Origin of the sequence: Haloarcula pelagica, assembly GCF_030127105.1 — an archaeon.
Classification (GTDB): Archaea; Halobacteriota; Halobacteria; order Halobacteriales; family Haloarculaceae; genus Haloarcula; species Haloarcula pelagica.
Map to the genome: position 1 here is coordinate 2,614,126 of NZ_CP126161.1, position 24,281 is coordinate 2,638,406.

Annotated in this window: 36 protein-coding genes; 22 read left to right on the forward strand and 14 right to left on the reverse strand. The window is 64.6% G+C overall.

Translation table 11 applies throughout. The annotated features are described in order from the left end of the window. Positions 1-333: 333 nt before the first annotated feature. From P1L40_RS13720 to P1L40_RS13750, 7 genes are all read right to left on the reverse strand, one after another. Positions 334-1,302 (reverse strand): tyrosine-type recombinase/integrase, encoded by a 969-nt coding sequence (locus P1L40_RS13720; protein ID WP_379775910.1) that lies wholly within the window; start codon positions 1,300-1,302, stop codon positions 334-336. 207 nt (positions 1,303-1,509) lie between these two features. Beyond that, complete coding sequence (locus tag P1L40_RS13725) at positions 1,510-2,007, reverse strand: hypothetical protein (protein WP_284007793.1); 498 nt, start codon at positions 2,005-2,007, stop codon at positions 1,510-1,512. Beyond that, positions 2,000-2,290, reverse strand: a complete 291-nt coding sequence (locus tag P1L40_RS13730; RefSeq protein WP_284007794.1) for a hypothetical protein — start codon at positions 2,288-2,290, stop codon at positions 2,000-2,002. Before P1L40_RS13730 ends, P1L40_RS13725 begins: the two co-directional genes overlap by 8 nt. After that, the gene (locus tag P1L40_RS13735; RefSeq protein WP_284007796.1) at positions 2,283-2,798 is read right to left on the reverse strand and encodes a hypothetical protein; all 516 of its coding nucleotides are present in this window, start codon (positions 2,796-2,798) and stop codon (positions 2,283-2,285) included. The genes P1L40_RS13730 and P1L40_RS13735 overlap by 8 nt, the downstream gene beginning before the upstream one ends. Next, positions 2,798-4,315: a hypothetical protein gene (locus P1L40_RS13740; RefSeq protein WP_284007797.1), complete on the reverse strand. Its 1,518-nt coding sequence runs from the start codon at positions 4,313-4,315 to the stop codon at positions 2,798-2,800. The genes P1L40_RS13735 and P1L40_RS13740 overlap by 1 nt, the downstream gene beginning before the upstream one ends. Then, entirely contained in the window at positions 4,308-4,664 is a 357-nt protein-coding gene (locus P1L40_RS13745) for a hypothetical protein (RefSeq protein WP_284007799.1), read from the reverse strand. The genes P1L40_RS13740 and P1L40_RS13745 overlap by 8 nt, the downstream gene beginning before the upstream one ends. Further along, a complete protein-coding gene (locus tag P1L40_RS13750) occupies positions 4,661-5,167 on the reverse strand; it encodes a hypothetical protein (RefSeq protein WP_284007800.1) in 507 nt (168 codons plus the stop codon). The genes P1L40_RS13745 and P1L40_RS13750 overlap by 4 nt, the downstream gene beginning before the upstream one ends. 150 nt (positions 5,168-5,317) lie before the next feature. On the opposite strand from P1L40_RS13750, the gene P1L40_RS13755 reads away from it, so the two are divergent. The 3 genes from P1L40_RS13755 (at position 5,318) to P1L40_RS13765 (ending at position 6,324) form a co-directional block, all read left to right on the forward strand. After that, positions 5,318-5,683 carry an ARID/BRIGHT DNA-binding domain-containing protein gene (locus tag P1L40_RS13755; protein ID WP_284007802.1) on the forward strand — a complete coding sequence of 122 codons (366 nt, stop codon included), beginning with the start codon at positions 5,318-5,320 and terminating at the stop codon, positions 5,681-5,683. 201 nt (positions 5,684-5,884) lie between these two features. After that, positions 5,885-6,145 (forward strand): hypothetical protein, encoded by a 261-nt coding sequence (locus tag P1L40_RS13760; protein ID WP_379774800.1) that lies wholly within the window; start codon positions 5,885-5,887, stop codon positions 6,143-6,145. Beyond that, on the forward strand, positions 6,142-6,324 hold the full coding sequence (locus P1L40_RS13765; protein ID WP_284007806.1) for a hypothetical protein: 183 nt from the start codon (positions 6,142-6,144) through the stop codon (positions 6,322-6,324). Before P1L40_RS13760 ends, P1L40_RS13765 begins: the two co-directional genes overlap by 4 nt. Positions 6,325-6,429: 105 nt before the next feature. Here P1L40_RS13765 and P1L40_RS13770 read toward each other — a convergent pair whose 3' ends face one another. Both P1L40_RS13770 and P1L40_RS13775 read right to left on the reverse strand, forming a co-directional pair. Continuing rightward, entirely contained in the window at positions 6,430-6,693 is a 264-nt protein-coding gene (locus tag P1L40_RS13770) for a hypothetical protein (RefSeq protein ID WP_284007807.1), read from the reverse strand. Positions 6,694-6,862: 169 nt separating this feature from the next. Next, a complete protein-coding gene (locus P1L40_RS13775; protein WP_284007809.1) occupies positions 6,863-7,858 on the reverse strand; it encodes a Cdc6/Cdc18 family protein in 996 nt (331 codons plus the stop codon). 449 nt (positions 7,859-8,307) lie between these two features. Between P1L40_RS13775 and P1L40_RS13780 the strand changes: the two genes are divergently transcribed. From P1L40_RS13780 to P1L40_RS13795, 4 genes are all read left to right on the forward strand, one after another. Next, entirely contained in the window at positions 8,308-8,784 is a 477-nt protein-coding gene (locus P1L40_RS13780) for a type IV pilin domain-containing protein (protein WP_284007810.1), read from the forward strand. Between the two features lie 321 nt (positions 8,785-9,105). Then, positions 9,106-9,567 carry a type IV pilin N-terminal domain-containing protein gene (locus P1L40_RS13785; RefSeq protein ID WP_284007811.1) on the forward strand — a complete coding sequence of 154 codons (462 nt, stop codon included), beginning with the start codon at positions 9,106-9,108 and terminating at the stop codon, positions 9,565-9,567. 22 nt (positions 9,568-9,589) lie between these two features. Continuing rightward, a complete protein-coding gene (locus P1L40_RS13790; RefSeq protein ID WP_284007812.1) occupies positions 9,590-10,417 on the forward strand; it encodes a hypothetical protein in 828 nt (275 codons plus the stop codon). Positions 10,418-10,551: 134 nt separating this feature from the next. Further along, complete coding sequence (locus P1L40_RS13795) at positions 10,552-11,157, forward strand: site-specific integrase (RefSeq protein WP_284007814.1); 606 nt, start codon at positions 10,552-10,554, stop codon at positions 11,155-11,157. A gap of 21 nt (positions 11,158-11,178) precedes the next feature. On the opposite strand, the gene P1L40_RS13800 is transcribed toward P1L40_RS13795, so the two are convergent. From P1L40_RS13800 to P1L40_RS13820, 5 genes are all read right to left on the reverse strand, one after another. Further along, complete coding sequence (locus P1L40_RS13800; RefSeq protein WP_284007815.1) at positions 11,179-11,397, reverse strand: hypothetical protein; 219 nt, start codon at positions 11,395-11,397, stop codon at positions 11,179-11,181. Further along, the gene (locus P1L40_RS13805) at positions 11,394-11,534 is read right to left on the reverse strand and encodes a hypothetical protein (protein ID WP_284007816.1); all 141 of its coding nucleotides are present in this window, start codon (positions 11,532-11,534) and stop codon (positions 11,394-11,396) included. The genes P1L40_RS13800 and P1L40_RS13805 overlap by 4 nt, the downstream gene beginning before the upstream one ends. A 406-nt stretch (positions 11,535-11,940) precedes the next feature. Further along, the gene (locus P1L40_RS13810) at positions 11,941-12,207 is read right to left on the reverse strand and encodes a hypothetical protein (protein WP_284007817.1); all 267 of its coding nucleotides are present in this window, start codon (positions 12,205-12,207) and stop codon (positions 11,941-11,943) included. Beyond that, positions 12,200-12,436, reverse strand: a complete 237-nt coding sequence (locus P1L40_RS13815; RefSeq protein ID WP_284007818.1) for a hypothetical protein — start codon at positions 12,434-12,436, stop codon at positions 12,200-12,202. Before P1L40_RS13815 ends, P1L40_RS13810 begins: the two co-directional genes overlap by 8 nt. After that, positions 12,429-12,689 (reverse strand): DUF8053 family protein, encoded by a 261-nt coding sequence (locus tag P1L40_RS13820; RefSeq protein ID WP_284007819.1) that lies wholly within the window; start codon positions 12,687-12,689, stop codon positions 12,429-12,431. Before P1L40_RS13820 ends, P1L40_RS13815 begins: the two co-directional genes overlap by 8 nt. Before the next feature lie 352 nt (positions 12,690-13,041). On the opposite strand from P1L40_RS13820, the gene P1L40_RS13825 reads away from it, so the two are divergent. The 15 genes from P1L40_RS13825 to P1L40_RS13895 all read left to right on the forward strand — a co-directional run bounded on the left by P1L40_RS13825 (position 13,042) and on the right by P1L40_RS13895 (position 24,257). Then, the gene (locus P1L40_RS13825; protein ID WP_284007821.1) at positions 13,042-14,529 is read left to right on the forward strand and encodes a hypothetical protein; all 1,488 of its coding nucleotides are present in this window, start codon (positions 13,042-13,044) and stop codon (positions 14,527-14,529) included. A gap of 5 nt (positions 14,530-14,534) precedes the next feature. After that, entirely contained in the window at positions 14,535-14,966 is a 432-nt protein-coding gene (locus tag P1L40_RS13830; RefSeq protein WP_284007822.1) for a hypothetical protein, read from the forward strand. Between the two features lie 63 nt (positions 14,967-15,029). Next, complete coding sequence (locus P1L40_RS13835; RefSeq protein WP_284007824.1) at positions 15,030-15,383, forward strand: hypothetical protein; 354 nt, start codon at positions 15,030-15,032, stop codon at positions 15,381-15,383. Beyond that, a complete protein-coding gene (locus P1L40_RS13840) occupies positions 15,380-15,946 on the forward strand; it encodes a hypothetical protein (RefSeq protein WP_284007826.1) in 567 nt (188 codons plus the stop codon). The genes P1L40_RS13835 and P1L40_RS13840 overlap by 4 nt, the downstream gene beginning before the upstream one ends. Then, a complete protein-coding gene (locus P1L40_RS13845; protein WP_284007828.1) occupies positions 15,943-16,254 on the forward strand; it encodes a hypothetical protein in 312 nt (103 codons plus the stop codon). Before P1L40_RS13840 ends, P1L40_RS13845 begins: the two co-directional genes overlap by 4 nt. Continuing rightward, a complete protein-coding gene (locus tag P1L40_RS13850) occupies positions 16,251-17,051 on the forward strand; it encodes a hypothetical protein (RefSeq protein WP_284007829.1) in 801 nt (266 codons plus the stop codon). Before P1L40_RS13845 ends, P1L40_RS13850 begins: the two co-directional genes overlap by 4 nt. Further along, positions 17,048-17,392 (forward strand): hypothetical protein, encoded by a 345-nt coding sequence (locus P1L40_RS13855; protein WP_284007831.1) that lies wholly within the window; start codon positions 17,048-17,050, stop codon positions 17,390-17,392. The genes P1L40_RS13850 and P1L40_RS13855 overlap by 4 nt, the downstream gene beginning before the upstream one ends. Next, on the forward strand, positions 17,389-17,877 hold the full coding sequence (locus P1L40_RS13860) for a hypothetical protein (RefSeq protein WP_284007832.1): 489 nt from the start codon (positions 17,389-17,391) through the stop codon (positions 17,875-17,877). Before P1L40_RS13855 ends, P1L40_RS13860 begins: the two co-directional genes overlap by 4 nt. Further along, the gene (locus tag P1L40_RS13865) at positions 17,877-18,257 is read left to right on the forward strand and encodes a hypothetical protein (protein ID WP_284007834.1); all 381 of its coding nucleotides are present in this window, start codon (positions 17,877-17,879) and stop codon (positions 18,255-18,257) included. The genes P1L40_RS13860 and P1L40_RS13865 overlap by 1 nt, the downstream gene beginning before the upstream one ends. After that, on the forward strand, positions 18,257-18,406 hold the full coding sequence (locus tag P1L40_RS13870) for a hypothetical protein (RefSeq protein ID WP_284007835.1): 150 nt from the start codon (positions 18,257-18,259) through the stop codon (positions 18,404-18,406). Before P1L40_RS13865 ends, P1L40_RS13870 begins: the two co-directional genes overlap by 1 nt. Continuing rightward, the gene (locus P1L40_RS13875; RefSeq protein WP_284007836.1) at positions 18,406-21,138 is read left to right on the forward strand and encodes a PKD domain-containing protein; all 2,733 of its coding nucleotides are present in this window, start codon (positions 18,406-18,408) and stop codon (positions 21,136-21,138) included. Before P1L40_RS13870 ends, P1L40_RS13875 begins: the two co-directional genes overlap by 1 nt. Then, the gene (locus tag P1L40_RS13880; RefSeq protein ID WP_284007837.1) at positions 21,131-21,931 is read left to right on the forward strand and encodes a hypothetical protein; all 801 of its coding nucleotides are present in this window, start codon (positions 21,131-21,133) and stop codon (positions 21,929-21,931) included. Before P1L40_RS13875 ends, P1L40_RS13880 begins: the two co-directional genes overlap by 8 nt. Before the next feature lie 2 nt (positions 21,932-21,933). Further along, positions 21,934-23,142 carry a hypothetical protein gene (locus P1L40_RS13885; RefSeq protein ID WP_284007838.1) on the forward strand — a complete coding sequence of 403 codons (1,209 nt, stop codon included), beginning with the start codon at positions 21,934-21,936 and terminating at the stop codon, positions 23,140-23,142. A 225-nt stretch (positions 23,143-23,367) separates the two neighbouring features. After that, positions 23,368-23,973 carry a hypothetical protein gene (locus P1L40_RS13890; RefSeq protein WP_284007840.1) on the forward strand — a complete coding sequence of 202 codons (606 nt, stop codon included), beginning with the start codon at positions 23,368-23,370 and terminating at the stop codon, positions 23,971-23,973. After that, positions 23,970-24,257 carry a hypothetical protein gene (locus P1L40_RS13895; RefSeq protein WP_284007841.1) on the forward strand — a complete coding sequence of 96 codons (288 nt, stop codon included), beginning with the start codon at positions 23,970-23,972 and terminating at the stop codon, positions 24,255-24,257. Before P1L40_RS13890 ends, P1L40_RS13895 begins: the two co-directional genes overlap by 4 nt. Positions 24,258-24,281 lie beyond the last annotated feature (24 nt).

Consider the following 24,281-nt stretch of genomic DNA (forward strand, 5'->3'; position numbering starts at 1 on the left):
CTCGATCTCCGAACACTCTCTGGGAACGACGAATCGAAGAAATGGACTCGCCGGGATTCCCGCGAACGGAGTGAGCGGGAAGTCGGCGAGGAAACGAACGGATGTGAGTGGACTCGCCGGGATTTGAACCAGAGGAAGACGGTCGTCTCGCTCCGCTCGACGCTGCGACTTCCAGGGCTCAAATCCCGTCTCGAACAGACAAAATTACGTCGCTCGCGAGTTTGCGAGCGACAGGAATTATGGACTCGCCGGGAGACCAAATCCCATCGGTCGTTGGCTGGTCAGTAGGTCGATGCGTCTGGTCGGTCCCTCTGGAGAGGGAGTCTGGTTTGCTCATAGGGAATCCTCCAAGAACTCACGTCGGATTTCGGCGCGTTCGCGTTCTGACCGCTCGTCGTAATGCTTCTCCAGTATATCTGAAGTCGCGTTGCTGCGACTGCTGACGACTTTTTCAGGAGTGCCGTCGCGGAGCATCCGCGTGATCGCGCCACGGCGGACGGCGTGAGGCGAAACCGACGACGGACACTCCCGAGCCTGCTTGTCCTGGGTCGCTTCGCAGTCGGCCAGGTCACGATCGTGCGGGCACTCCTGGTCGATGATGCAAGGTCGGGTGAGCCGATAGACAGTCTCCCGAATCGCACCCTCGGACATCCGACCGAACTGGCTGGAGATCAGTGGCTCGCGGCCGTGATCGTCCGTGACGTTCACCCGGTTCACGCGGATGTAGTCGTCGATAACTGACCCATATTCCTCGCTGACCGTGATCGAGCGCTCGGCGGGCTCGCGGTTCTTCAGCGGAGTCCCGCTGTCTGGTCGATGGCGAATCTTCAGGAGGAGCGCTTTGCTATCCCAGTCCCCCACGTCCAGCGCCCGGAGCGTCCCGAGCCTGATCCCGGAATAAGCCAGAATCAGCATGATGATATGATCCCGGCTCGCGTAGCGATACTCGTCGAGAAAGTCCAGAATCGAACGCGCGCGGTCGGCGTCGAGCTGGACGCTCTTCGATTCCTCTGCGGCCGAGACGTTCGGCAGCACGACCTTCTCACGCAGGCCGTCCTCGACGGCGTCGATTGACGCACAGAACTCCAGAAACACGCGCAGCGTGGCGAGATGCGTTTTCAGCGTCAGTGGCTTGATGTCCTCGCCGCGCCAGGTCCGATAGCTGTGGATATCGCGACCATCAAGCTCGTTCAGGTTCTCGATATCGTGGACCTCACAGAACTCGATGAACGTATCCAGCCGGTAGCGGTGGTTCTGGAGTGTCTTTTCGGATACGTCGCTCTCGCGAAACTCCAGATACATCTCGACGGCCCGGCGCGGCTCGATCGGCCGGAGGTCGGTCACGGCCCGACACCTCTGCCATAAAGCCCAACTGCTGGGTCTGCTAACTCGTACATGGGTCTGATACAGTTGGCCGCGCCCCGCGAGAGATTGGTACCTTGCCGCGGGACGCGACCGATGGACCCAGCGGGACTTGCACCCGCTTTTCACCACTGTGGGGGTCTGAAACTACGGTTCAAGAACTTTCATGACGACCAGCATCGCCCAAAGGAACCCGAGCATGCCCATCGGGTATGAAATAAGCGCGAACGGCGGCGCGGTGAGTGCCGCAACACTCTGGTCGAACCCAGTCGCGATGATCGCCGCCGCCCCCTCGAACACGCCGACCACGTCGCCGAACACCGCTGCGGTCAGGATCGCGACCCCGCCAGCGAGCCACGGTAGCCCGGCCAGCCAGACCGTCCGCCGGTTCTCGACCAACGTTGCTTCGAGGTGGTCGCGACTGTCCTGGGGCTCCGCGTAGTCCAGCACGGAGTCGGCACACCCAGCACAGAGTTTTCGCTTGGCGTAGGCGCGATCGTGCTTGCTGATATCGACGCCGACGGTCAGCATCTCGTCGGGCTGGTAGGCCTGGTCGCAGTTCCGACACAGGTGCAGTTCCTCCTCGACCTCCTCGACGCGGTGTTCGGTTCGAGTGCGGGTGATCGTTCGGTCGTCCTCAGCCATCGTTCCTCCGTTGCTGTTCGGCGTAGGCCGCGGCCCGGACAATCGCCACTCCAAAATCCCGAGCTTGGTCGGGATCGAGCATGGTGCCAGACTCGGCGCGCACTGCGTCGGTCTTGTGCCGAACCCCGAGTCGGATATCGCCGCGGTACACCTCTTCGACCCGCCAGACTGCGGGTTTGTCTACGAGCCGGGCGCTGAACTGCCGCCCCTCGATATCGAAGTCCGTCGACTCCTCGATCTCCACGTCGTAGACCTCTGCGTGGATCGGATGCTCGTCACTCATCCCGCACCCCCAGCGCGTCGAGCGCGTCGTATAGCATCTGTTCGTCGGCGCCGTTCGCTGCCTGGAGCACGCGCCGGATCAGCCGGTCGTGCTGGTCGCCCTCGCGGGGTGGCCAGGGGACACCGCGCACCTCGGTCCAGAGCTCGTACATCGGCTGTTCGTCCAGTTCCAGTTCGACGCGCCCGTACTCGGTTGTCGCCGTCAGTACCCACCGATCCGTGTCGGGACCAGCCGGGCCGTAGGTGACCGTACTCCGAGACTCCTCGGTGACCTCGAACCGATACGAACTCTGCCCGCCGTCGGGCACGAGGTCGCGATCGTCGTCGTAGCGACTGCGCGAGAGTTCTGTCCGATCGACCAGTTCGCCACAGAGCGGGCAGTTCGTTTCCTCGTACTGGACCGCGGCGGTGCCCACGTCAGTGATCGAGCGGCCGACCGCCCAGCCCCCACCACTCCGGAACTCGTCGGACTCGGCGTCTGGCTCGTAGCCACAGTTCGGACACTGCATCAGTCGGTCACCTCCCCGACCGCGTCCCGAACGGCCTCGTCGGTCGCGCCCGTGGGCTGGTTGTCGATCGCCGACTCGGTACAACAGCGCCGCGCCGCGTCGTCACTCTCGTACTCGGCGAGACAGTCCCCGCAGTACCATACGTCGCCGCCGTCCGTCGCGACCTCCTCGCCGTCCCCATCACAGGGCAGGTGCGCGGGCAGTTCCTTCACCGGCTCGCCACAGAGTGGACAGGGCTGTTCGTCCATTTCCCCGCGCTGGTTGTGGCCGGTGCCCCCAGCACACCGACGACAGGGCTCGAAGTGGACCGCGATATCGTCCAGGCGCTTGCGCGTGATCTCGGCGGCCCGCTGGAGGTGCCCACACTCGGGATCGCGGTGAAACCGATGCTTGTGGTTCTTCCCGGCGCTGACGAACACGTACTCGTCGTCGCCGTGACACCGCGGGCAGGGCCGGGCGTCACAGAAGCGGGCGTATTCGGGGCCGCGGTCCTCCGTGCGATCCTCGTACTTGCCCTTGATCGCCGAACACGCCGGGCTCGCGTGGAACGTGGACGTACTGGTGTTGCCCCGCTGCATATAGAAGTGATCGAACCGATCGTAGTCGACGCCGCCGTCGGTCATGACATCCGGTGACGGGTCCTCACCAACGTCGTCGGCCTCCAGGTGCCGGAGCTTCGCGGCGATGCGCTCGACATCGACCTCTGTCGGCCCCTCGCCGTCGTCGGCAGCCTGCGCGCTGGGTTCCGGGTCCGGCCCCTGGTCGCCGCTGTCGGTCTCGCCGTCGAACTCACGAAGCACGGTCAGGAACGCCCGAACCGTCCGGCAGTGTGGGTTCGTGTCGGTGTTCAGGATGTGACTGAATCGGTTGTCCTTGTAGCCGGCACAGCGGCTCAGGTCCCGCATCGAGAGGCCAGCGTCAGCCCGCATCGCATCGAGTTCCGCGATCGTCGGGATACGAAACTGGTCGGGATCGGGCACGCCGCCGTCGGTGATGAGCCGCTCATCCTCGTCGTAGCAATCCTCGTGCCACCACTGTTCATCGTTCGTGGCTTTCCAGACGCCTGGTTGTTCGGTGTCGACTGGATCACCACATCGCTCACACAGCTGGAATCGGTCGTGGCCGACGACTTCCGGGCCGCCGTCGGTGACGAGTCGCTGGTCCTCGGGGACCGACTGCACAGACTCCCAGTAGTCGTCGACGGCCTCGATCGTCTCCTGGTGCTGCTCCGAGAGTCCGAGGCCGCACTGGGTGCAGTGTTTCGGCCCGCCGATCGCCTGCGTCCAGCGCGTCCCGTCACACTCGGGACACTCCGGCGGGTCGGCATCAGTGCGGGCGCGCATCTCGGTCCACAGCTCGTGACGCCGGTCGACGGCAGTGGCGTGGCCGTCCTCGCCGTGGTGCATATGCCGGAGGTTCTCACAGATCTCGGACCACTCCGCGACGAGCGCGGCCTTCGAGAGGTCGGTCACGTCCCGGTCGGTGCGTTCGTGGATCACGTCGTCGGGCTTAGTCATCGGTCGCCTCCGTCTCGATCGTCTCGACACTGGCCTCTTCCAGGCCGCCATCGTCACGCGACCGGAGCCGGGGCGCGATCACGACCGCCTGGTCGCGTCGATCGTCGGCATACAGAGCCAGGTCCGGCTTGTCGTCGGTACTGCCCTGGACCAGCGCGAGGTTCACCCCGCGCGGGTTGTCGAACTCCTCGCGGACGGCGATCAGCGCGCGTTCGAGGCGTTCGGGATCGACCAGCAGCGACTCGGGGAACCGGTCGGGGTCGTTGGTCGCCACCAGGCCGACGGTCTTGTCCGGCGAGAGGTGGGCGACCTCGCCGACGATCTCCAAATCGAGCAGGCCGCCTCTCATCGGTCGTCCTCCCGGAGGTCGTCGACCCGCAGCGCCTCACCAGGTTCGAGGGACGCAACCGCGTCACACCACAGCTGGTGGTCCTCGTCGACGATCTCCATGTCGAACTTCTCGGCGGTGTGGCGCTTGAGAACGCGAATCTCACGATAGGTCTGGCCCGCGTCGACCAGTTCGTCGTGGTTGGTGATCTGGCCCTCGTCGTCGTGTTCGAGGTCCGCGTCGTCCTCGTAGGTCTGGAAGACGACGGTCACGGGTTCGGTTTTGGGGGTACCGCCGTCGGTCATGATGCGATGCGCGTCGCTGTCGGTGTCGGTGGTCATACTCGATAGTGAATAGTCGGCGAGGGCGTGCCCGCAGGGCGCGGCGGTCCGGCGCGGGTCCGACTCGACGGCGTCGATCTCGGTGCCACAGACCGGGCACGTCCCAGTTAGTGATGCATTACTCGTGAACTGTTCAGCGAATCGTCGGTGGGCTTTTTGGCCCGTGAGCGTGTCGTTTGGCATAGGTCGCGGGTAGACCGACGCGGCATCCGTGTTGTGAGCACGGTGCCGCACTCGCGGTTTCTTCCGAGGCGAGTTCGACAGCGCCGCGTCGGCCTTGCTCCAACAGTCATTTCCAACAGTACTTAGTAGTTTCCCATAAGTATACGAAATATGGTTGAAGAAGAGGATAGTACAGATAGTTGTGTGAAATCTGAGATTTTCGGTGTAAATATGCCCCTTCGGAGTGATGGGGGAGACATGACAAAGGAGGACAGACGCCGGCAGTTGCTCGAATTTATGAAAGAGCATCCGCTGGCGCTTCCACCGCTTCTTATCTACAGGAATCTGAAACTTCACATGGACGTGACTTTCACAGTCGATAGCGTCCGGAACTATCTCGATGAGTTCGCCGAAGAAGGGCTGGTGAAAATGGTAGAGAAAGAGCCGCTTGACGATGGTGATCTGGTAGAAGCGGAGGCAGGAACTCGACCGTACTACATTATCACTGAAGAAGGTAGGGCCTACCTCGAAGACTGATTTTTCAGATACTAATCTGAACTTTCCCACAACTATGGGAAAAACTAAGTGGCTGGCAGTCCTTACTATTGAGTAGGAACAGACGCGCTGCTGGGTGATTTCGAGCGAAGAATCGGAATCGCCCGACCTGTCATCAGCAGGCCAGGCGCGTCCGTTCCTCCAACAACGATGGCAACTACGCAACCCCACCCACAAGAACGTTTGGCTCGCGAACAATTCACCCAGCGACCCTTCTACGTCGGCACCGACGGCGACGGCGCGGCACACTACTGGTCGTCCTACGCCCAGGCGATCCTGGTGATCGACGGCGACGGCGACACCGAGCGCTTCGAGCTGGCCGACCTGCCGATCGACACGCTCGGCCAGTGGTGCGAACACGTCCGGAACGAGCGCGAGTGGGCGACCGAACCGCGCGTCGGCGGCTCGCTCGTCGGCGACCTCGTCCGCGGGATCGAGGCATGAATCCCGAGACTGTCGCCGACGCCCGCGGGTTCGTCTACGAGCCGGCCCGCGGCCCGAAACGCCGCGTCCTGTACGAACCACGCAGTGACGGTCGCTTTGAGCGGATCGAGTCCGTCTGGACTGGCTGCACGTGGCGGCCGACTGGTCGGGAAATCGTCGAGAACGTCTACCGGATCTAATCTCGTCACCTTTTTTACAGCCGGAATTAACCCTCAGATGGGCGCCGGGCCGAACCATCAGTGATAGGCTCTTTCCCCCCACATCGGCGCCCGAGTTTCCATCACTCATTCGTCGTCCCTGAGCGACAGCCCGATCTCCCACAGGACAGTCTCGGCCCAAGCCGGCGGCTCGGGCAGGTCGAGCACGTCGCCGGCCTCGGTCGTCGTCTCTAACTCCGCCTCCCGGCCGTCGACGCCGAACGCCCAGCGCTCGCCGTCGCGCTCGATCACCACCCGCGCGTCCTGGTCGGGATGGTCCGAGACGTGTGCTTTCGCTTCCGAGCCGTTCCCCAGTGCCACCGTCGTCGTTCGCGCTTGCCGCGTTGCCATATCCGACCAGTCCGGGGAGAGGGGTAAGAGGCTAACCGGGGCGCGTGAAACGAAGTCAAAACTCGCCACCAAAACCAGCGAAAACTACCCACTCACACACCAGAGACACCGACAAACAGCAGTGAAACGAAGATGCAACGAAGTGAAACAAAATGCCGCCCTCGGGCGATTACAGCAGTGAAACGTAATCGGTCCCGCGCCCCTGCCCGCGACTCTCGATCAACTCGTACTGTTCGAGCGATTTGAGATACCGCCACCGCGTCGTCCGACTCTTGGGCGCCTCACACCGCGCTTCGTAGCGCGCATGGACTGTCTCGCCATCCAACTCGCCCGCCTCGTCGATGATATCGAACAACAGCCGTTGATGCGTTCCGAGCGACCGGACGTGTCGGCGCCGCAAGTCGGCTTCGGCGTCGGCCGCGACCGCCTCGACCACCTCGCAAGTCAACTCTTCGCGATCGCGCTCGGCGACCTGCTGGGCCGCCCACCGAAGCACGGTGATCGCGTGGCGGGCGTCCCCCGCGGCGATGTCGGCGACCCGCTCGATCGCGCCGTCGGCAACCCGACTGCGGATCAACCCGTGGGCGACCCGACTGTCGAGAATATCGACCAGTTCGGCGTGACTGAACTTATCGAGCCGGAGCGTCTGTGTCGACTGCATCCGCGAGATCACGGGTTGAGACAGTTCGGCTAACCACTCGTCTTCGTCGACGGTGATGCACACGAGCGAGACGCCCGGCAGGTTCGACAGCGCCAACAGCAGTTCCTCGTCGGCGACGCCGACCTCGTCCAGCGTCGCGATGATATGCTCGTCGGCCTCGCGCAACCGATCCAGTGCCTCGGACCGCGGGGCGCCCTCCCGCCGGAGGTCCGCCCCCAGCCCGACCTCGCGGATCAGGCGGTGCAACGCGGCGGCCTCGGTGGGGTCCGCGATACAGTCCACATACCCCCACCGCACGTCCAGCGTCTCGCGCCGGAGCTGCCCGAGGACGTACTTCGCGAGCGTCGTCTTCCCCGCGCCGCTCGGGCCGAAGATCGTCACCGACTCGGGCGCGTCGAAGCCGGTCGGGTCCAAGACAGCAGAGAGATGGTCGATCTGGCCGTCGCGATGGTGCAGGTCCTGCGGGACAGTGTCGGTCCGGAGCGCACGAGCGTCGGTAATCATCGCCTACGTGTCACCCGCGGACGGGGAAAAGCGTCAGCCGTCCGGAGTGAAAGTGAAGCGCGAACCACCTTAACCAACACAGGCACCCGAACCGATGCCAGTGTTGGTTAAACACCGCCGAAACCCTCAATCCAGGCGATTCACCGATGGTACCGATCGATTCCAAATATGAGAACCACTGTTCAAGTCTGTCCTGAAACATCAGATCTGCCGACACGACTGATTGGTGTACTGGACCATCACTACCGATTCTCAGTACGGACACCTCTCCGTGTTATCGGATAATACGACACTCCCTGGGCCTGAACACACCTCTTAGATCCTTTCGCATGGGGCACGCCCGTTCTTTCAGTGGCAGACTAAAAACCAGTCAAGACGGCCTTGAAACGGCTAATTCTCGTAAAACGTGTTCTTACTTTATAATAAGGTCGGCATATGTGGACAGTGTAATGCAGCTCAAAGAACTGTTCAACGACGATGATGCCGTCTCGCCGGTCATTGGCGTCATCCTCATGGTCGCCATTACGGTGATCCTCGCCGCAGTGATTGCATCGTTCGTCCTCGGGCTCGGGGACCAGACACAGAGTGCCACGCCGCAAGCCAGTTTCTCGTTCGAATATGATGAGAGTGGTATCAGTGGCACTTCCGGGGAAGGGGTTCTGTCAGTCACGCATGACGGTGGTGACACGATCCCGGCAGACGAGCTTTACATCCGGGGTAGCGATTACACAACGGTCTCTTCTCCGCCGTCTGGCACAATGTCAAGTAATGGCCAATTCGCTGGTAACGTCAGCGTCAGCGAAGTGTCTGCTGGGAATGGCGTCGAGGTGGCAGTCCAGAACTCGTACGAAATCCGTGTTGTCTACGAGTCCGCAGAAGGCGACTCCTCGGCCACGCTCGGTCAGGACTCCGGTCCCGAAGCATAACTGACGGCCGTTTTTCCGTTTTATTCAGACCGAACAGCCTCAACTCACCCACGATCGACGCGCTCAACCCCGGGCTGAAACCGATTCAACGCCGTCTTGAACAGCAAGCCATCGTGCGTAGACCACCGTCTCAGATGCTCTCCAGTAGATCAAGATTTTTGAAACGGTGGCGTTCTCATATTCTGTAAACAGAACATGGAGTATAAGTGTAGCTATGCATTAATCAGGTCCACTGGAAAGTCAGGTGGAGAACCACCCGGTCCCCACGGGTAGTTGTTGAAGCTTCAACAAATCTCTTTCGCCGGCTTTCCGGAGACAACTATGGAAATACGCAACCTGTTTGACGACGAGCAAGGTGTATCGCCTGTCATTGGCGTCATCCTCATGGTGGCCATTACCGTGATCCTCGCGGCCGTCATCGCAACATTTGTGCTTGGTCTCGGTGACCAAGTGAGTAACACTGCCCCGCAAGCCAGTTTCAGCTTCGATTACGAGGCTGACAGCTCACTCAGCGCCACTAATGCCAACGGCGTACTGACGATTACCCACGACGGCGGCGACGCGATCGCTGCCGACGAACTGTTCCTCCGAGGGTCATCGGTAAGCGGGGAAACCGGAAACTGGTCGAGTCTTAGCGGCACCGTCAGCAGTTCGAGTGAGGTGCGAGCCGGCAACAGCGCCGATATTCAGGTTTCAAATGACGACACGATTCGTACCGTCTTCCAGTCCAACGACGGCGGCAACTCCGCAACGCTCGGCCGCTGGACCGGTCCGGAAGCCTAACTGAGAACCACCCTTTCTATTCGTGCCCTGTACGGACCCGACTGACAAGGACGACCTGATTGCAGCGTTCATTGCGACCTACAAAGGGAGTGAAGCCGCTTCACCGGAAGAACTGGTCCGCCAGTACCACCGAGTGACCCAGTATACAGCGAAACACCCGGACAAAGGATCTGCTGCTGTCTCGTCGGCTGTCGACCTACCCCGTCCCCGTGTTAGAACATGGGTGGACAGAGGCGGGATGCCGGATGCCGCCCGCGGGATGCAAGTCGCTGAAGGGCATGGCTGGTTCGATCTCTCCTGGGAAACACCGATGTGCCACACACTCACGATCGCCGTCGCCTGGATCTTCAGCGGCGGCAGTATCAACGAGATGTGGGCGCCATCGTTTGCCGTCACCGAGAACACCCGTGCGTTCGCGGACAGCGTCTACGAGGCACTGGGTGTCGGCGCACGAACCGTCCGTTCGGACGACGACGGCCGAGCGACCGAACTACTGCCAGCCGCCGATGGCAGTGTCCTTGGACGGGTGTTATCTGCACTGGGTGCCCCGACAGGGTCGAAGACACCTGACAGCGAAGTCTCACTGCCGCCGTGGCTCAGCGAGGCTCCGGACGACGTGCGACGTGCCTTCGCACAGACGTTCGTCTTCAACCGCGGGGTCGAGCGGCAGAATCGGCCCCAGACACCAGTGCAAATCAAAACGACACGAAGCGACGAGTTTCGGGAAGATATCCAAGCGCTTTGCGAGTCGGTGACTGCTGAATCGGCTGTCACGGGCGATTCGGAAGTGTGGCGCCTTACCGCACCCGCAGCATTTCAACTGTATCAGGCGCCCGAGATACCCAGCTGACACATTGCACATTTCTGTAGAAACACGCAACCGACACACCGGGTTTCCGCTGAACCCTGCGGGTTCGGCCCGCTGACGACCCGACCGAACTCGTCTGTGGGCTTGAAGTTGCACGCTTCCCATGACGAACACGAATGCGAACCGAACGGAACAAAGACGGCTCCTTCAACGTCTGGCTAACTCGCGACGAGTATCGCGAACTCCCGAGACACGCGACGACCACCCAGCGCGAGATCGCGATCCGACTGATGGGGGACTGCGGCCTCCGCGTCCGGGAAGTGCTCGACGTGCAACCCCGGCACATCGACCGCATGACCGACGGCCGCCACTACGAACTCGAAGTGATCGGCGGGAAAGACACCACAGGCGAGTACGACGGCGGCAAACACCGCGAGACCTGGCTCCCGGTCGACCTCGAAGCGACGATCCACCGCTATGTCACCGAGCACGACCTCGCCGACGACGAGCCGCTGGTCGACAAGTCCAAACGCACCCTCCAGTACTGGGTCGAGGACGCGGCCGACGCTGCCGCCGACGAGCTGGGCGACGACGACTACCGGCGCGTTTCGACCCACGACCTCCGGCGCTGCTGGGCGAACCACTTGCTGGTCGAGGAGAACGTCTCACCGCGGATCGTCATGGCGCTGGGTGGCTGGTCGTCCTACGACGCGATCGAGCCCTACCTGGCGGCGCCGACCGAACAGAACATCATCGAGTCGATGAGCGAGGTCGGGCTGTAACACTTCGATAACGGGGCGTTCTCACACGCCGATCCACGACCGAACCGAGTCGACCGCGACCGCGGCGATCGCGACCGCGGCGAGCAGGACGACACCAGCCTCGACCAGCTCCAACCCGGGCAGCGCCCCGGCCCACGGATACCGAACACAGGCGACGCGACCACAGGCGTGGGTCACGGACCACAGGACCATGACGACGACGGTCGCCCAGGCCAGCCCGCTCTTGAGCCAGTCGATCACTCTTTTCCCTCACCGATGAACGGAAAGCCAGCGTCGTACCAGGGCACCTCGCCCGCGGTCGCGTCGAGATACCAGTGAATCTGGACCACAGCCCCGAGTACACAGACCACACCGAACGCGATTGTCGGCCAGTCCATCAGAAAGACCTCCACAGACGAAGCCAGCCGGGCCTCGGAACCAACCCGAGCGTCAGACCCACGAAATAACACACGATTGCAACGACTATATTCACGAAGTCGCCAGAACAGACCGTGAAACCCAGAAACTCGCCCACGTAACTGCCGGTCGCGAGACACGCTGGCGTCGCCATCTCACCCACCACACTCTTGGTTACGCCGCCGTTCAGCCCACCGCTCGAACCGACTGACAGGAACCAATGTCGCGGCAAACAGTCCGGCCAGGATAGAAATCAGGCCGCCGTAGCCCCAAGAAGCGACGAGAAACACAGTCCCACCACCGACGATCCCGACGAGTGCCGTACAGACCCACAACGGCCAGGTCCAGGGCTGGGCTACAGACCGAACCTGTTCGAGCGCCCCCATCTCACCCCCCCCACTCGGTCAGATCCTGGTCGTGGTCGGTCCAGAACTTCGTGCTCGCGACGAACGCGAAATGCACCAGGCCTGACCACAGCCCGATCGAGACCATGATGCCACCGGCCACAGCCAGCGGATCACTGGCGACCGCCCACGCCGCAAGATCCGCAGGCGCGAACACCAGACCAATCGCGACCGAGGTCGACCAGAGGACGATCCCGACCATCAGCGACCGCTCCCGTCGACGCCACCCGTCGGCAGACACTTCACCCATCTAAACCACTCCGTTCGGCCGCCCACTCCTGAACGCGATCCAGCGGCACGTCCAGCACGGTCGAGAGTCCGATCCCAGCGAGGAACGCAAGCATCGGGCTGATGTCGACAACCCGGACAGCCAACGCCCCACCGGTCACGACCACAGCACCGAACGCGATATACAGCCAGAACGGCAGCGTCCGGGCGTGCGCCAGGAACCGCTCGTTCTTCGAGAGGTTCTCACTCATCGTCCTGCTGCTCTCCGTACACGTCTTCGTCCAGCACGCGCTCGGCGGCGATCCGCTTGACTTCCTCACACTCTCGCAACTCGGGGATCGACCCATCACACACGCGAACGACCCAGACTCGTTCCCCGAGCCGTTCCACACTCAGATGCACGTCCGCGGGCTCGCCATCGTCGTCGACGAGCCCGTCGCGTTCGAGGTCGTCTTTCGGAATCGTCACGAGTCCTGACCCGCCTCGTTTCTGGAGCGTCTGCATATACGAACCAGTCGACTGCCACGTAATAAATGGCGCCGACGAACCCAGACGCTGGTCACGCCGTCACCAGAGTGGTACCAGTCTACCCCCAATAGACGCGCTCTTAAGCCACATCTCGGGCATACCGCGGCCAACCCGCGGGCGGTCCGCGGGGGGACACCACAGGTATGCCACCACACTCGACCGGCGACCCAGAACCGCCGGATAGCGTGGTCGAACCCACGCCATCGACCTGGCGCACCGACTACAGAAACATCGATCAGCGACGCCGCGCCCGAGACCGGGCCGAAGCCGCTGGCGCGAGCCGCGATCTCTCGCTCTCGGACGTGTCGCACCCCACTCCTCAGACCACATGAGACGCCAACTGTCAGCACTGCTCGTATCGCTCCTGCTGGTCTCGACGATCGCCGTCGGACCAGTGGCCGCCGCACAGATCAACCCCAACGCCTCCGCGGCCCACAACCCGTACATCGAGGCCGACGTGACGAAGGCCGAACACACCGTCGGCGACGACGACCTCCGGGAGTACGAAGCCAACAACGGCCAGAGCGCCATGCTCCCCGCGACGATGAACGAGAGTCACGTCAACCCCGTTGCGTTCACGTTCTCGGACATCGAAGCGAACGCGTATCAGGACTTCCCACGCTCGAACGACACCGTCGACACGTGGGCGAACGCGCGCTGGTGGAGCGAAAGCGAGGCCGGCACCGCCGGCTCGGGCACGGTCACGAACGTCACCACCGCGCCCGACGTTGAGGGTCTGGAGGTCGCCACCTCCGGCCAGACCAGCGGCGACACCTACCGCGCGACCTTCGACTCGGTCAGCCTCACGAGCGACGTGGAGAAGCGCCACCTCCAGCTCGTCGCCGACGTGGAGTCGATCGATTCGGGCGCCTACGCGATGGTGACCCTGAACGACTCCGACGGCGACTACGTCGCGACCATGATCGACAACCGATCGGGCGCGATGGCCTCGTGGGACAACACCACCGCCAACCAGACCGGCGAGGGCTTCGTCTCCCAGGAACAGATCGGTCAACTCTCCGTCATGGGATCGGGAGACGGCCAGATGCAGGAAGTCCAAGAGGTGTCGGTACTGGTCAAAGACGGCAACGCCGACATCGACATCGCGGGCCTGAACGCCGAGAAACTCGGCCAGTGGGATCTCGGAGACCGGATGGCCGACACCGACGGTGACGGCGACAACGAGACCGTTCAGGTCGACAACGTGACGATGCCGGGCGAGCAGTCCCGATCGAGCCTGGACACGCTCGGGCCGGCCTTCGACTCGACGACGATCCACGACCTCACCGTCCCGATGCAGTTCTGGTCGTCGATGCAACCGACCGGCGACGACCCGCCGCGGGTGTTCGTCAACTACTCCGAGGCTGACGCGTTCGCGAACTTCGATCAGCGCGTCAACGACTACCGCCGGATCATCCTCCCCGAAGCCTACGACCTGAGCTACGCCAACACCGAGTTCGTCGCCGAGGTCCGGGTGCCGTCGACGCGCTACCAGGCCGTCGAGTACGGGACCGGAATCTCGGACTCGACGAACATGACCAACGCCAGCCTGAGCGATGCGACCAGCCAGTTCGGCTCGCTCGACAGCGAGATCCAACTGGCGACCGGCATCGGCGCCGGCGAGGGCGTCGTGTTCCACGTCGACTACGTCGTCACTGGTGAGGAGCACAACGCCCTCACGTCGGCGTCGACGGCCGGTGGCGGTGGCGGGATCTTCGCCGGCGGCTCCGGTGGCGATGGCGGGTTCTTCGGCGCCATCGGCACGTGGATCGCGGGCATCCTCGGGGCACTGGGGCTGAGGAAAGTCAGGAGCTGATCCAGATGGCTCAGTCTCCGCAGGACATCTTCAGCCGAGCGAGAAGTGTCGGCCTTCCACAGGTCGTCAGCGGCGGCATCGGTGGGATCTGGCTGGCGCTGTACCTCGCCGGGATCGACTTTATCCAGGCGGCGGCGAACCTCATCATCCTGCCCGTCGAGGCCGTCGGGATCAACGCCTCGAACGTGGTCCAGGCGTTCATCGGCGGCGCCGCTCGGATCGTCCAGCAGGGCGCGATCACTGCCCAGCAGTCACTCCTGCCCGGCCAGGTGTGGGCAGTCGGGCCGTTCAGCTTCGCTATCTCTGTCGGTGCAATCGGGATCGCGCTCTACGTGATGGCCGAACTGTTGAGTCTGGAACCGACTAGCGACACGATCCCGTTCACCTTCACCGACCTACCGTTCCTCGGCGTCGACGAAGAGGAGGAGGGCGACTGATGCCGTCCGTGCCCACTCGCCCAGCGAGTCGGGCGCGGGTCACTGGCGAGACTGGAGGGCAGCATGGTTGATGCGCGCGATTTCGTGACCGAATCCAGCAGGGGCGGCCCGTATCGCTACGGCATCAACATTGTCGGCCTACTCATGTCGATCGTCAGCGGCGTCATCCTGGCTGTTCAGACCGGGATCGTCGCCTCGATCGGTGCCATCGGCGACACGATCACGGCGCTGTACGCAGGCGTCACGTCGTTTGTCTTAGACCTGATCGACGCCGCGTTCGGCGCGGACGTGGCAGCCCGGATCGCAACCAATGCGGCGATCCAGATGGTCCAAGATAGCGGCATCCTCGCGTTCGGACTGGCTGCGGTGTCGATTGCGCTGTTGCTCTACTTCATGTCGCGGGTGGTCCAGTTATGAGTGCCAGCGGCGGCCCCTCAGACCAGTACATCGAGGCCGTTGCCCAAAGCGTCGTTCCCGATTGGGTATACGTCTACAGCGGCCGGATTCGGAACTTCTTCCGCGACCCACGTGGCGCCGTCTTGAGCATCGTGGTGACGTTCGTGTTCAACGAGTTTGTCTACCCGATCCTGAACGGCATTATCGCGACCGGCGAGGCACTGATCGACACGGTCCTGCTGATCTTCTTCGGCGCCGATCGCGCTGTCGGCGCGACTGGACAGCTCGGCATCGCCGACCTGCCAATCTGGGCAGCCACACAACTCACGACCGCAGCCAGCGGGCCGGCAGCGTCGATCCTGGGGGTAATCAGGTCCTACAACGTCGCCGTCGGCCAGACCGCCGCACAGGCTGGTATCGCCGCGCCCGCGGTCGTGTTCGTCCTGTACGCCGCCGAGATCGCAGCCGTGCTGTTCGTCCTCTGGTCGGTCGTCCAGACCGTCGATGTGCCGTTCATCAAACTCGGCGGCATCCTCAGAATTGTCATGGTACCAATCAATGCAATCCAGAAACTCATCCGATGAGGGGTATCGATTCACTCCGCGAGTTCGCAACACACCCGTTCAGCCTGTTCGCGGCCATACTGACGGCGATCGCTCAACTGTTCCAGGTCCCGTTCGTCGACGCGGCCTTCGGCGTCCTGGTCAGCCAGTCGGGCACGCTGTTCACGATCACGTCGGTCGCCGCGGGGACGTTCGCGCCGCAGGTATCCTGGCTCCCGGTCGAGCACCTGCAAGTGGCGGCGCTCATCACGGGGGCGCTGTACCTCCTGTCGAAGATCAAGGTGGTCTACATGGGCTTCCGTAAGCGGCTCAGGGGGGACGACTCGTGAGCGCGTCGGAAGGGGCCACCACGCTCCGAGAGAACCTGGTCGGCGCCTTCGACGGCCTGCTCCCGTTCTTGCTGGCCTGGGTCGTCCTGATCGCTGGCGGAGCGGTCGGTTTCACCGGCCTGTTCGGCCTCTCGCCGATCCAGATCGCCGTCGCCGTGTCGGTGATGCTGGTCGCGATGTACGTCGTCGTCCGGTCGGAGTCGGAACTGTCGCTCCCGTTCCTCCTGACGTTCGTCGCACTGCTGGTCGCACTGTACCAGTTCGTCGTGCCGGCGGTTATCCGGACGGCGTTCCAGCCAGTGTTCGGTCTTCTGGGCCTCCAGCCCGGCGCCGTCGATGCCATCCAGTTCGTCGTCCTCTCGTTTGCGGGCGTGCTCGCGTTCTGGGCCGTCCAGATCCGGACCCAGAAGCGCAACGCCACCAGCGTCTCCACCGCGATGTTCGGCAGCGGCCGCGGTGAGACGAAAGGCGTCGTCACGAAACTCGTCGAGGACTACGTGACGATCGGCCGACTGCTGGTCACGTTCTCGCTGGCTGGCGTTGCACTCATCGCACGCGAGGGCGGCGAGGTCGCCGCGATCGCAGGCGACTTCGTGGCTGACGCGCCGCTGGTCGCGACCAACTTCGTGACCGGCATCCTGGGCTACCTGACTGGCGGCGGCCCGCTCCCCTCGGTTATCGCCGACATCCCCGGCGTCCAGCCGATCGCGACCTGGCTGGGGAGCCTGCCACCGATCGCGTTTCTCGCCATCGCCGTCGTCCTGACGGCGGGCGCCTGGGCGGTGAGAGAACAATGATGCAAGCACCAGCCGCACAACTCCTCGAACTCGTCGCACAGCTCATCAACCAGTTCGCCGCACCCATCGCGATCGCGGTCGGCCTGTACTGGGCCTGGACGCTGTACCGTCGCACCGTCGACGATTCGGACCCGAGCCTGCGGAAGTTCAGTTCCTCGGCACTGGGCTCGGCGTCGTTCCTGGTTAGTGGTGCGTACGTCTCGGCCGGGATCGCGGCGTTCATCGCCGTTGTCACCTGGCCGGCTCCGATGGAGACGCCCGCGCTGGCCGCGCTCCTGCTCGGTGGCGTCGTGTTCCACGCGGCGATGGAGAAACGCGAGGACATGGAGGCGCCGTCATGATCGACATCGACGGCGTCCGCACTCGCGACCTGAACTGGTTGAGTGTGTTGTTGGTGGGGCTGGCAGTCGGGCTCGCACTGTTCGCCGTCCGGAACGTCGTAGGGCTCCTGCTCGGGTTCCCCGGCGTCGAGATCGACACCACAGGCTTCGCCACAATTGCCGCACTGATCTGCATCCTCGCGGCGTACTCACAGGCCAGCCCCGAGTTCGACGGTGTCTGTGACTCTTGCGGCAACTCACTGACGATCAACACCGGTGCAGAAGGTGAGGATTCCATGGTGCTGGTCCGGAAAACTGGCTCGCCACGCCGCGCCAGTGTCGGCCCACTGTCGTTCGTCGTCGAAACGCGACGCATCGAACGCGACTACTGTTCGCCGGACTGTGCCAAGCGCGATCACGTTCCGATCTCACCAGACGAACCAACCAGAGCGGGAACACCGCTCCGCGACGTGACTGCGGCCGCGCCAACGGGGGACGACGACTGATGGAACCCGAAACCGCGATCCGTCGCGTCCAGGGTCGGCACCACCACGACACCGCCCGGTTCTCGATCACGTCATCTGACGGCGACTTCTCGATCGAGTACGCCGCGGACCTCGATTGCTGGAACGTCGCCGCCGACCCACCGCGGAGCCCACCGCTCGCACAGCACCGCATCCACGACGCGGGGCGGAACTACGTGATGGTGCGTGCTACCGTCAGCGAACCCGAAGCAGTGGTCGTCGAACTGGACGACCTCATGGAAGGGTTCGGCGGCGAGCACGCACACGTCACCGGCATCACAACCTTCGAGCGGTACAAGGGCGCTCCGACACTGTCAGACCTCGTCGAGACGGCCAAGAGCGCGATCGGGAGGGTCGTCTGATGTTCGTCCAAATCGACCGCGGCGCCGCCATCATCCTCGGGATCGCACTCGTCGCGGTCGCCGCCGCCGTGATCGCTCCGGAGGCGACCGGCGCCACGATCGACAGCGCCGTCACCGCGGTCCAGTCCACAGCGGAGGGGATCGCCTGATGGACCGGGGTCGCATCGCCGTCCTGGCCGTGCTGGCGCTGATCGTCACCGTGCCGGTCGGCGCCATGACCGCGCAAACCGTCGCCGGAGACACCGATTCAGCGCCGTCGATGAACCTGGTCCGACCGACCGGAGACTACGCGACCGTCGGTGACGCGGTCAACGCCGATATCGTCCTGACGGTCTCGGACCCGCAGATGGCCAACGAAACGATCGAACTGGCGCCGCGGCTGAACGGCCACCCGCTGGTCACCAGGACGATCACGGCCGATGTCCAGCCGTTGACAGTCACGCTGGGGCTGCCAGCCGGACTGGTCCAACAGGGTCAGAACGAGGTCACGATCAACGCAACCGACAGCGCTGGACACTCCAGCTACGCGTCGACGACGTTCACCGTCGGTTCCACCCCGACACCAACGCCGACGGCAACGGCCAGCCCGAGTCCAACGCCAACACCTACCCCTACCCGGGCGGAGCCGGAGCCGGATCCCAAGCCGGACCCGACGCCGACGCCCACTCGGGACCCCACGCCGACGGCGACCGCGACCCCGACGCCAGACCCGACCGCGACGGCCACACCCACGCCAGAACCCACGCCGGAGCCGACGCCACGCCCCGATCGTGACGCCGATCCCAACGCCTGGATCGACGTGGACGACGACCGGGTGAGTGTCGACGAACCGGTCGAACTCGATGCCAGCGACTCACTCGACGCCGACGGCCGGATCGTCCGGTACGCGTGGGACCTCGACGACGACGGCGGGATCGAAGACTTCGGGCCGGCCATCGTCACACAGTTCGACGACACGGGCGCCCACGAGGTGGGCCTGACCGTCGAGGACGACGACGGCAACGCGGACACGACCGAGGAAACGATCGAAGTCGTCGATGCCACGTCGACCGAGACCGAGACGCCGACGACCACGCCGACTCCGACGGCGACACCGCAAGTCTACCCGACCGCGGTGCCGACGGACACGCCGACGCCGACCGCGACGCCCGTCCCGGCCGGCGCGGCCGCCGGCAGCGACGCGACACCGACCCCGACACCCACCCCCGCATCCGGGGCCGGTCCCAACACGGGCGCACAGGCAGGTGGATCGTACTCGATCGAGCAACTCCGCCGTGGCGGCCGACAACCGGCCTCGGCACCACAGTCCGTTCGCGTGCTGGGGTCGACCGGCGCGCTCGCGGTCCGCTACGAGCCGGCAAAACCACTGTCGAACAACCTCCAGTACCTCGAACCCGGGACGACGCTCCATACTGACGATATCCAACTTTACAGTACGCGCTTCGGCCGGTCGATCGAGGATCGCGACGTGCAGCTCCACGTCGTGTTCTGGGAACCGACCCAGCAGACCGTCGAGACCGAGAACGGCACCCGGACGGTCACGGTCGCCGGCAACCAGTCCGAGCGCGTCTACGATGTCAGTCTCGGAACGGGCTACTCGACGGCCAACGTCACGTTCCCGAGCCACTTCGACCAGAAGTTCCAGGCCACGATGTGGCTCTCGGACGGCGGCCAGCCCATCGACGGCGCTCGCTGGCGGTTCGGGCATCAGTCCTCACAGAGCGCCGCCGGCACGACCGTCAACAGCCAGGGCGACCTCTGGGTGTGGGCGGCTCAGAACATCCTCATCATCGCGATCCCTGGCCTCCTGGGCGGCACTGTCGGTGCCCGCGCGATCATCGAACGCACCGCACGCGGGCCTGACAAGGGCGCGATGTGGTGGGGCCTGATCGTCGGCATCGGCGCGTTCGTGCTGGGCACGATGGCGTACTTCCAGACTGCCCAGATCATCACCCGGCTCCCGCAGGTGTTCGGCGCGTTCATCGCTGCCGTCGGGTTCATCGCCATGCTCGAATCGATGGGGCCACGCAAGCGCACGGACGAGTTCGTCCGCGACGAGCTGGGCGACACCGTCGACACGATGGGCGAGAACGTCCGGAACCACCTCTACCGGGACAAGGCCCGGATCCAGACCGTCCGTCGGGACGACGGCCGGCTCGGTCTCATCAAGTCCGGCATCCGGCCGTTCCTCGCGCGGCTGTTCGCCGACCCGGCGACGATCGACGACGCGGACCTCAAGACGGACATCGAGGTTCGTGACGGCCCGGACGACCACGTGTTCCTCACCGATCCGGACGCCGACGACCCGCTGGTCTGGACACCGGCCCACTGGACGTTCGAACCCGAACTACTGCGTGACGACGTGGTGTTCGACGACGAGGTCGGTCAGGTCGAGCGCATCTTGACGAAACTGAACGTCCGGCTGCTGGCTGTGACGGCGATCGGCGGCGTCGCCGGCTTCGTCACGGGTGGCTGGCTGTTCGGCTCGGGCACGGCGGCTGCGTTGGTCGGCGCCGGTGTCGGCTTCGTCGCGATCGCGGCGACCGCCAACGACGGCCACGCCCAGTTCCAGCCGGCGCCGATCCACTACCGGCCGGCTCGGGCGACCCTCTCGAAGCTCGGCCCGGCGCATGCCGACGCGAAGGGGCTTCGCGAAGCCTGGAAAGAGGTCCACAAGGAACGCGCGTCGACGGCTCAGGACGCGCGCGACCTCGAACAGGACCGTGACGAGACGCTGACCATGACGATCGCGAAAGAGGAGATGCCCGGCGTCGAGCGCGGTCGTGACACCGACGCCGACCCACTGGAGGATCGCGCTCAGACCAACGGCCACAGCGACCGTCGACATCCGGCCGCTGACGAGGAGGACGACGATGAGTAGCCAGGGCCAGCAGTCACCAGCCGAGCCGCCGACTGACCGGCCTGACGCTGCCCATCCACGCGTCGCCGTCGACGTACTCCAGCGCGACCAGCGCGCAGTTCTGTTCCACGGCGACCAGGAGCGCACGCCGCCAGTGTATGCCCTCTCGGACGGGTTCGGCCACCGCCGCGAGGTAATCAACTGGTGGCAGGCCGCCTGTGTCCGGACGTTCGGCCATCTCCAGCAGGAGTTCCCGGCCAACCAGATCGTCCGCGACGAACGCCTGCTGGCGGCGCTGACGGGCGACCAGTCGGACGACGCCCATCTCCGTCAGCGCGTGCTCGAACGCTCGATCGACGCCTGTGACCGCGCCTATCGCGACCTCGAAGGGCGCGCCCAGGAGTGGCTGGCCGACTCCGAGAACAGTGCCGAGGACTACCAGTCGATTGACCCGGCCGACCAGGACCACGTTGCCATGCGACCCGCGTTCTCCCGCCTCGACACTGAACAGGCTCGCGTCCTGGCGAGCCTGTGGGACGGGTTCGCAGATCGAGAGGCGATCACGCGCTGGACCCACGCCCTGCCGGCCGTCGCCGAGTTCGACGACCTGCTGGATCGCTCGATAACCACCGCTATCGCGACCGACAGACACGCACTCGACATGCTACAGCAAGAGACACACACCGCGCACAACTGGCGCGATCGCTTCGCGGCGACAATCCTGTTGCCCGCCTTCGCGGCCCGGACCGACCGCCTCCGGGCCGGCGAGCGAGCGACCGCCTCACGCAGTGAGCGCACCGTTCCGAGGGGATAACGATGAGTCAGACAACCACCTGGGGCGAGCAGACCGTCCAGGCGGTCGGCGAGGATGCCGCACCGAAGGACTGGCACACCGATGCCGACGAGATCCGGCGCCGGTTCTCGATCCCAGCACTCGATGTCGAGGCGTTCACCGACCAACATCCGAAGGCGATCGCCTATCCCGACATGGTCGTCCACGAGAAAACGCCCGACCGGACTCTCTCGACGAAAGGGACCGACGGGCTGTTCCGCGGCGATCGTGACTGCGGGAAGACGACGTTCGCGCTGAACCTCTCGGCCCGGCTGATGGACGAGAACGACGAGCGCGTGATCTGGCGTGGTCGAAAGGGCGGTTCGGGCTGGCTGGCCTTCGCGCCCTGGACGACGCTGTACCTCCCCTCAGAGGTCGAGATCGACGCGACGTGGATGGACGACCACGCCGACATCGCGATGGGTGGCGGCGAGGCCGCCGCCCTCGACGACGTAGTTCGGGACGTGTACCGCTACGATGGCATCTACGACCTGCTGCGGGAGCTGGGCGAGCGCCCTGGCGGGACGTTCAACGTCGTCTATCCCGACCCGCTGTTCCGTGACTGCCACGAGGTCACCAAGGAGACCGATCGCGGCCAGTTCGCTGGCGGCCTGCCGTTCACGCCCGAACACCTGGCCGGCGAGGACGACACGCCGACGCCGCTGACGGACTGGTGGGCGCCGTTCCTGGTGGCTCGCGCCGAACATGGTCCGTTCGAGTGGACATCGTGGGTCTGTGACGAGGCTGGCGACCTGTTCCCCGAGCACGCCCGCAACGAGGACGGGCGGCCGCTGTACGACCTGATCGATATGCTCCGGGGTGTGTGGGCGACCTCTCGGAAGCGGTTCCTCTCGCTGTTCATGTTCGTCCACCACGAGGCCAACCTCCACAGCGAACTCCGGCGGGAGTTCAAGTGGCGTGTCGTCATGCCCGACGGGCGCTCAAACCCGATCGCGGGCTCGCGGGCGACCCATCCAGTCGGGTTCAAGGGCGACATCCCGATGGAAGCGGACCTGATGTCCGGCGCGTCGATCGGCGAGGCGTTGTGCTACACGAAACAGCGCTGGTCCTTTTTCGGCTGGGACGACATCAGTTGCTCCGGCGAGAACGCCGACCGCTGGCTCTCGATTAGCACAAACCCCGATCCAAAGCGCGAGATCAAGGACGACGCTGGAGGTGAGGCAAGTGCTTGAGTCGGGATCGACGTTCGATCTCGATCGCGACCCCGGTCGGCGTGACCTGTCGCTCAGCCGAGACTCTACGCGCGGGCGCGATGCTATGCAACGCGAAGCCCCCAGGGGGGCCGGTTCAGTCCGTGTGCGAGCGAGCGCATGGATAATGTGCGCCCGGCCAGCCGCGGGGACTGTGCGCGACGAGCGTGGGCGGGCACCCTCGCCCGGCCACGCGGGAGGACACCCGTGAGCGTGGCCGCGCAGTTCGCGACGCCCACGGGCGAGGCCGCGAGTACGACCGGGAGCGCAGGCGGGCTCGTGCTCCTGGCGGTCGTGGCCGCACTCGCACTCGCCGCGCTCGATACGCTCACCGGCATCGACGTGCTGGGCTGGCTGCCGTCGCTGGGCGGGTCGCTGGGCTCGTCCGGCGCCGCCAGCGACTCGGACAGTGGGATCATCGGTTCGACGCTGGCCTTCGCGACCTCGACGCCGATGCTCCTGCTGGCCGGCGTCGCGACACTGCTGGTCCTCATCCTCTCGGGCGCGTTCGACCTGGCAGAGGGGACGGGCCTCCAGTTAGTCGTCGCGCTGGAGTTGATCGCGACGTTCCTCGTGCTCCGGGCGCTCGGCGAGTATCGGTTCCGCTTGTTCGCGCTGACGGCCGGCGCGACCGTCGTGATCTCACTCTCGGCACTGGGCGAGCCGGTCATCGGGACGATCGTCAACTCGAATGTCGGGCCGATCGTCGCCGTCGGCACGATCGCACTGCTGTGGCGGCTGCTGGGTGGCGACGGAGGCGGCCCACAGCGGATCGTCGTCCGTGGTCAGGTCGAGGACGGTGATGGCCAGTGATCGCGCTCGTGCTCGGCGATGCGCTGAAAGCCATCGGCTTGCCGGGCTCGATCGCCGTGTTCGCGTCGGGCCTGGTCGCGCTGTATCACGGTCGGTCGATCATGGCCTTCCTGGGCACGATCGGGTTCGCCGCCAAGGTCGGCGGCGTGATCGGCGTGCTCCTGTTCGCGGCGTTCCTGGGCCTGATCCCGGGTGTCACGTTGGACGTGTCGCTGACGACGCTGACCGACCTCCTCGGTGCGCTCGTCGACGTGGCGACCGCGATCGCGGAGGTGGCACTGTGAGTCAAGCGAAGTCACTCGTCGCCT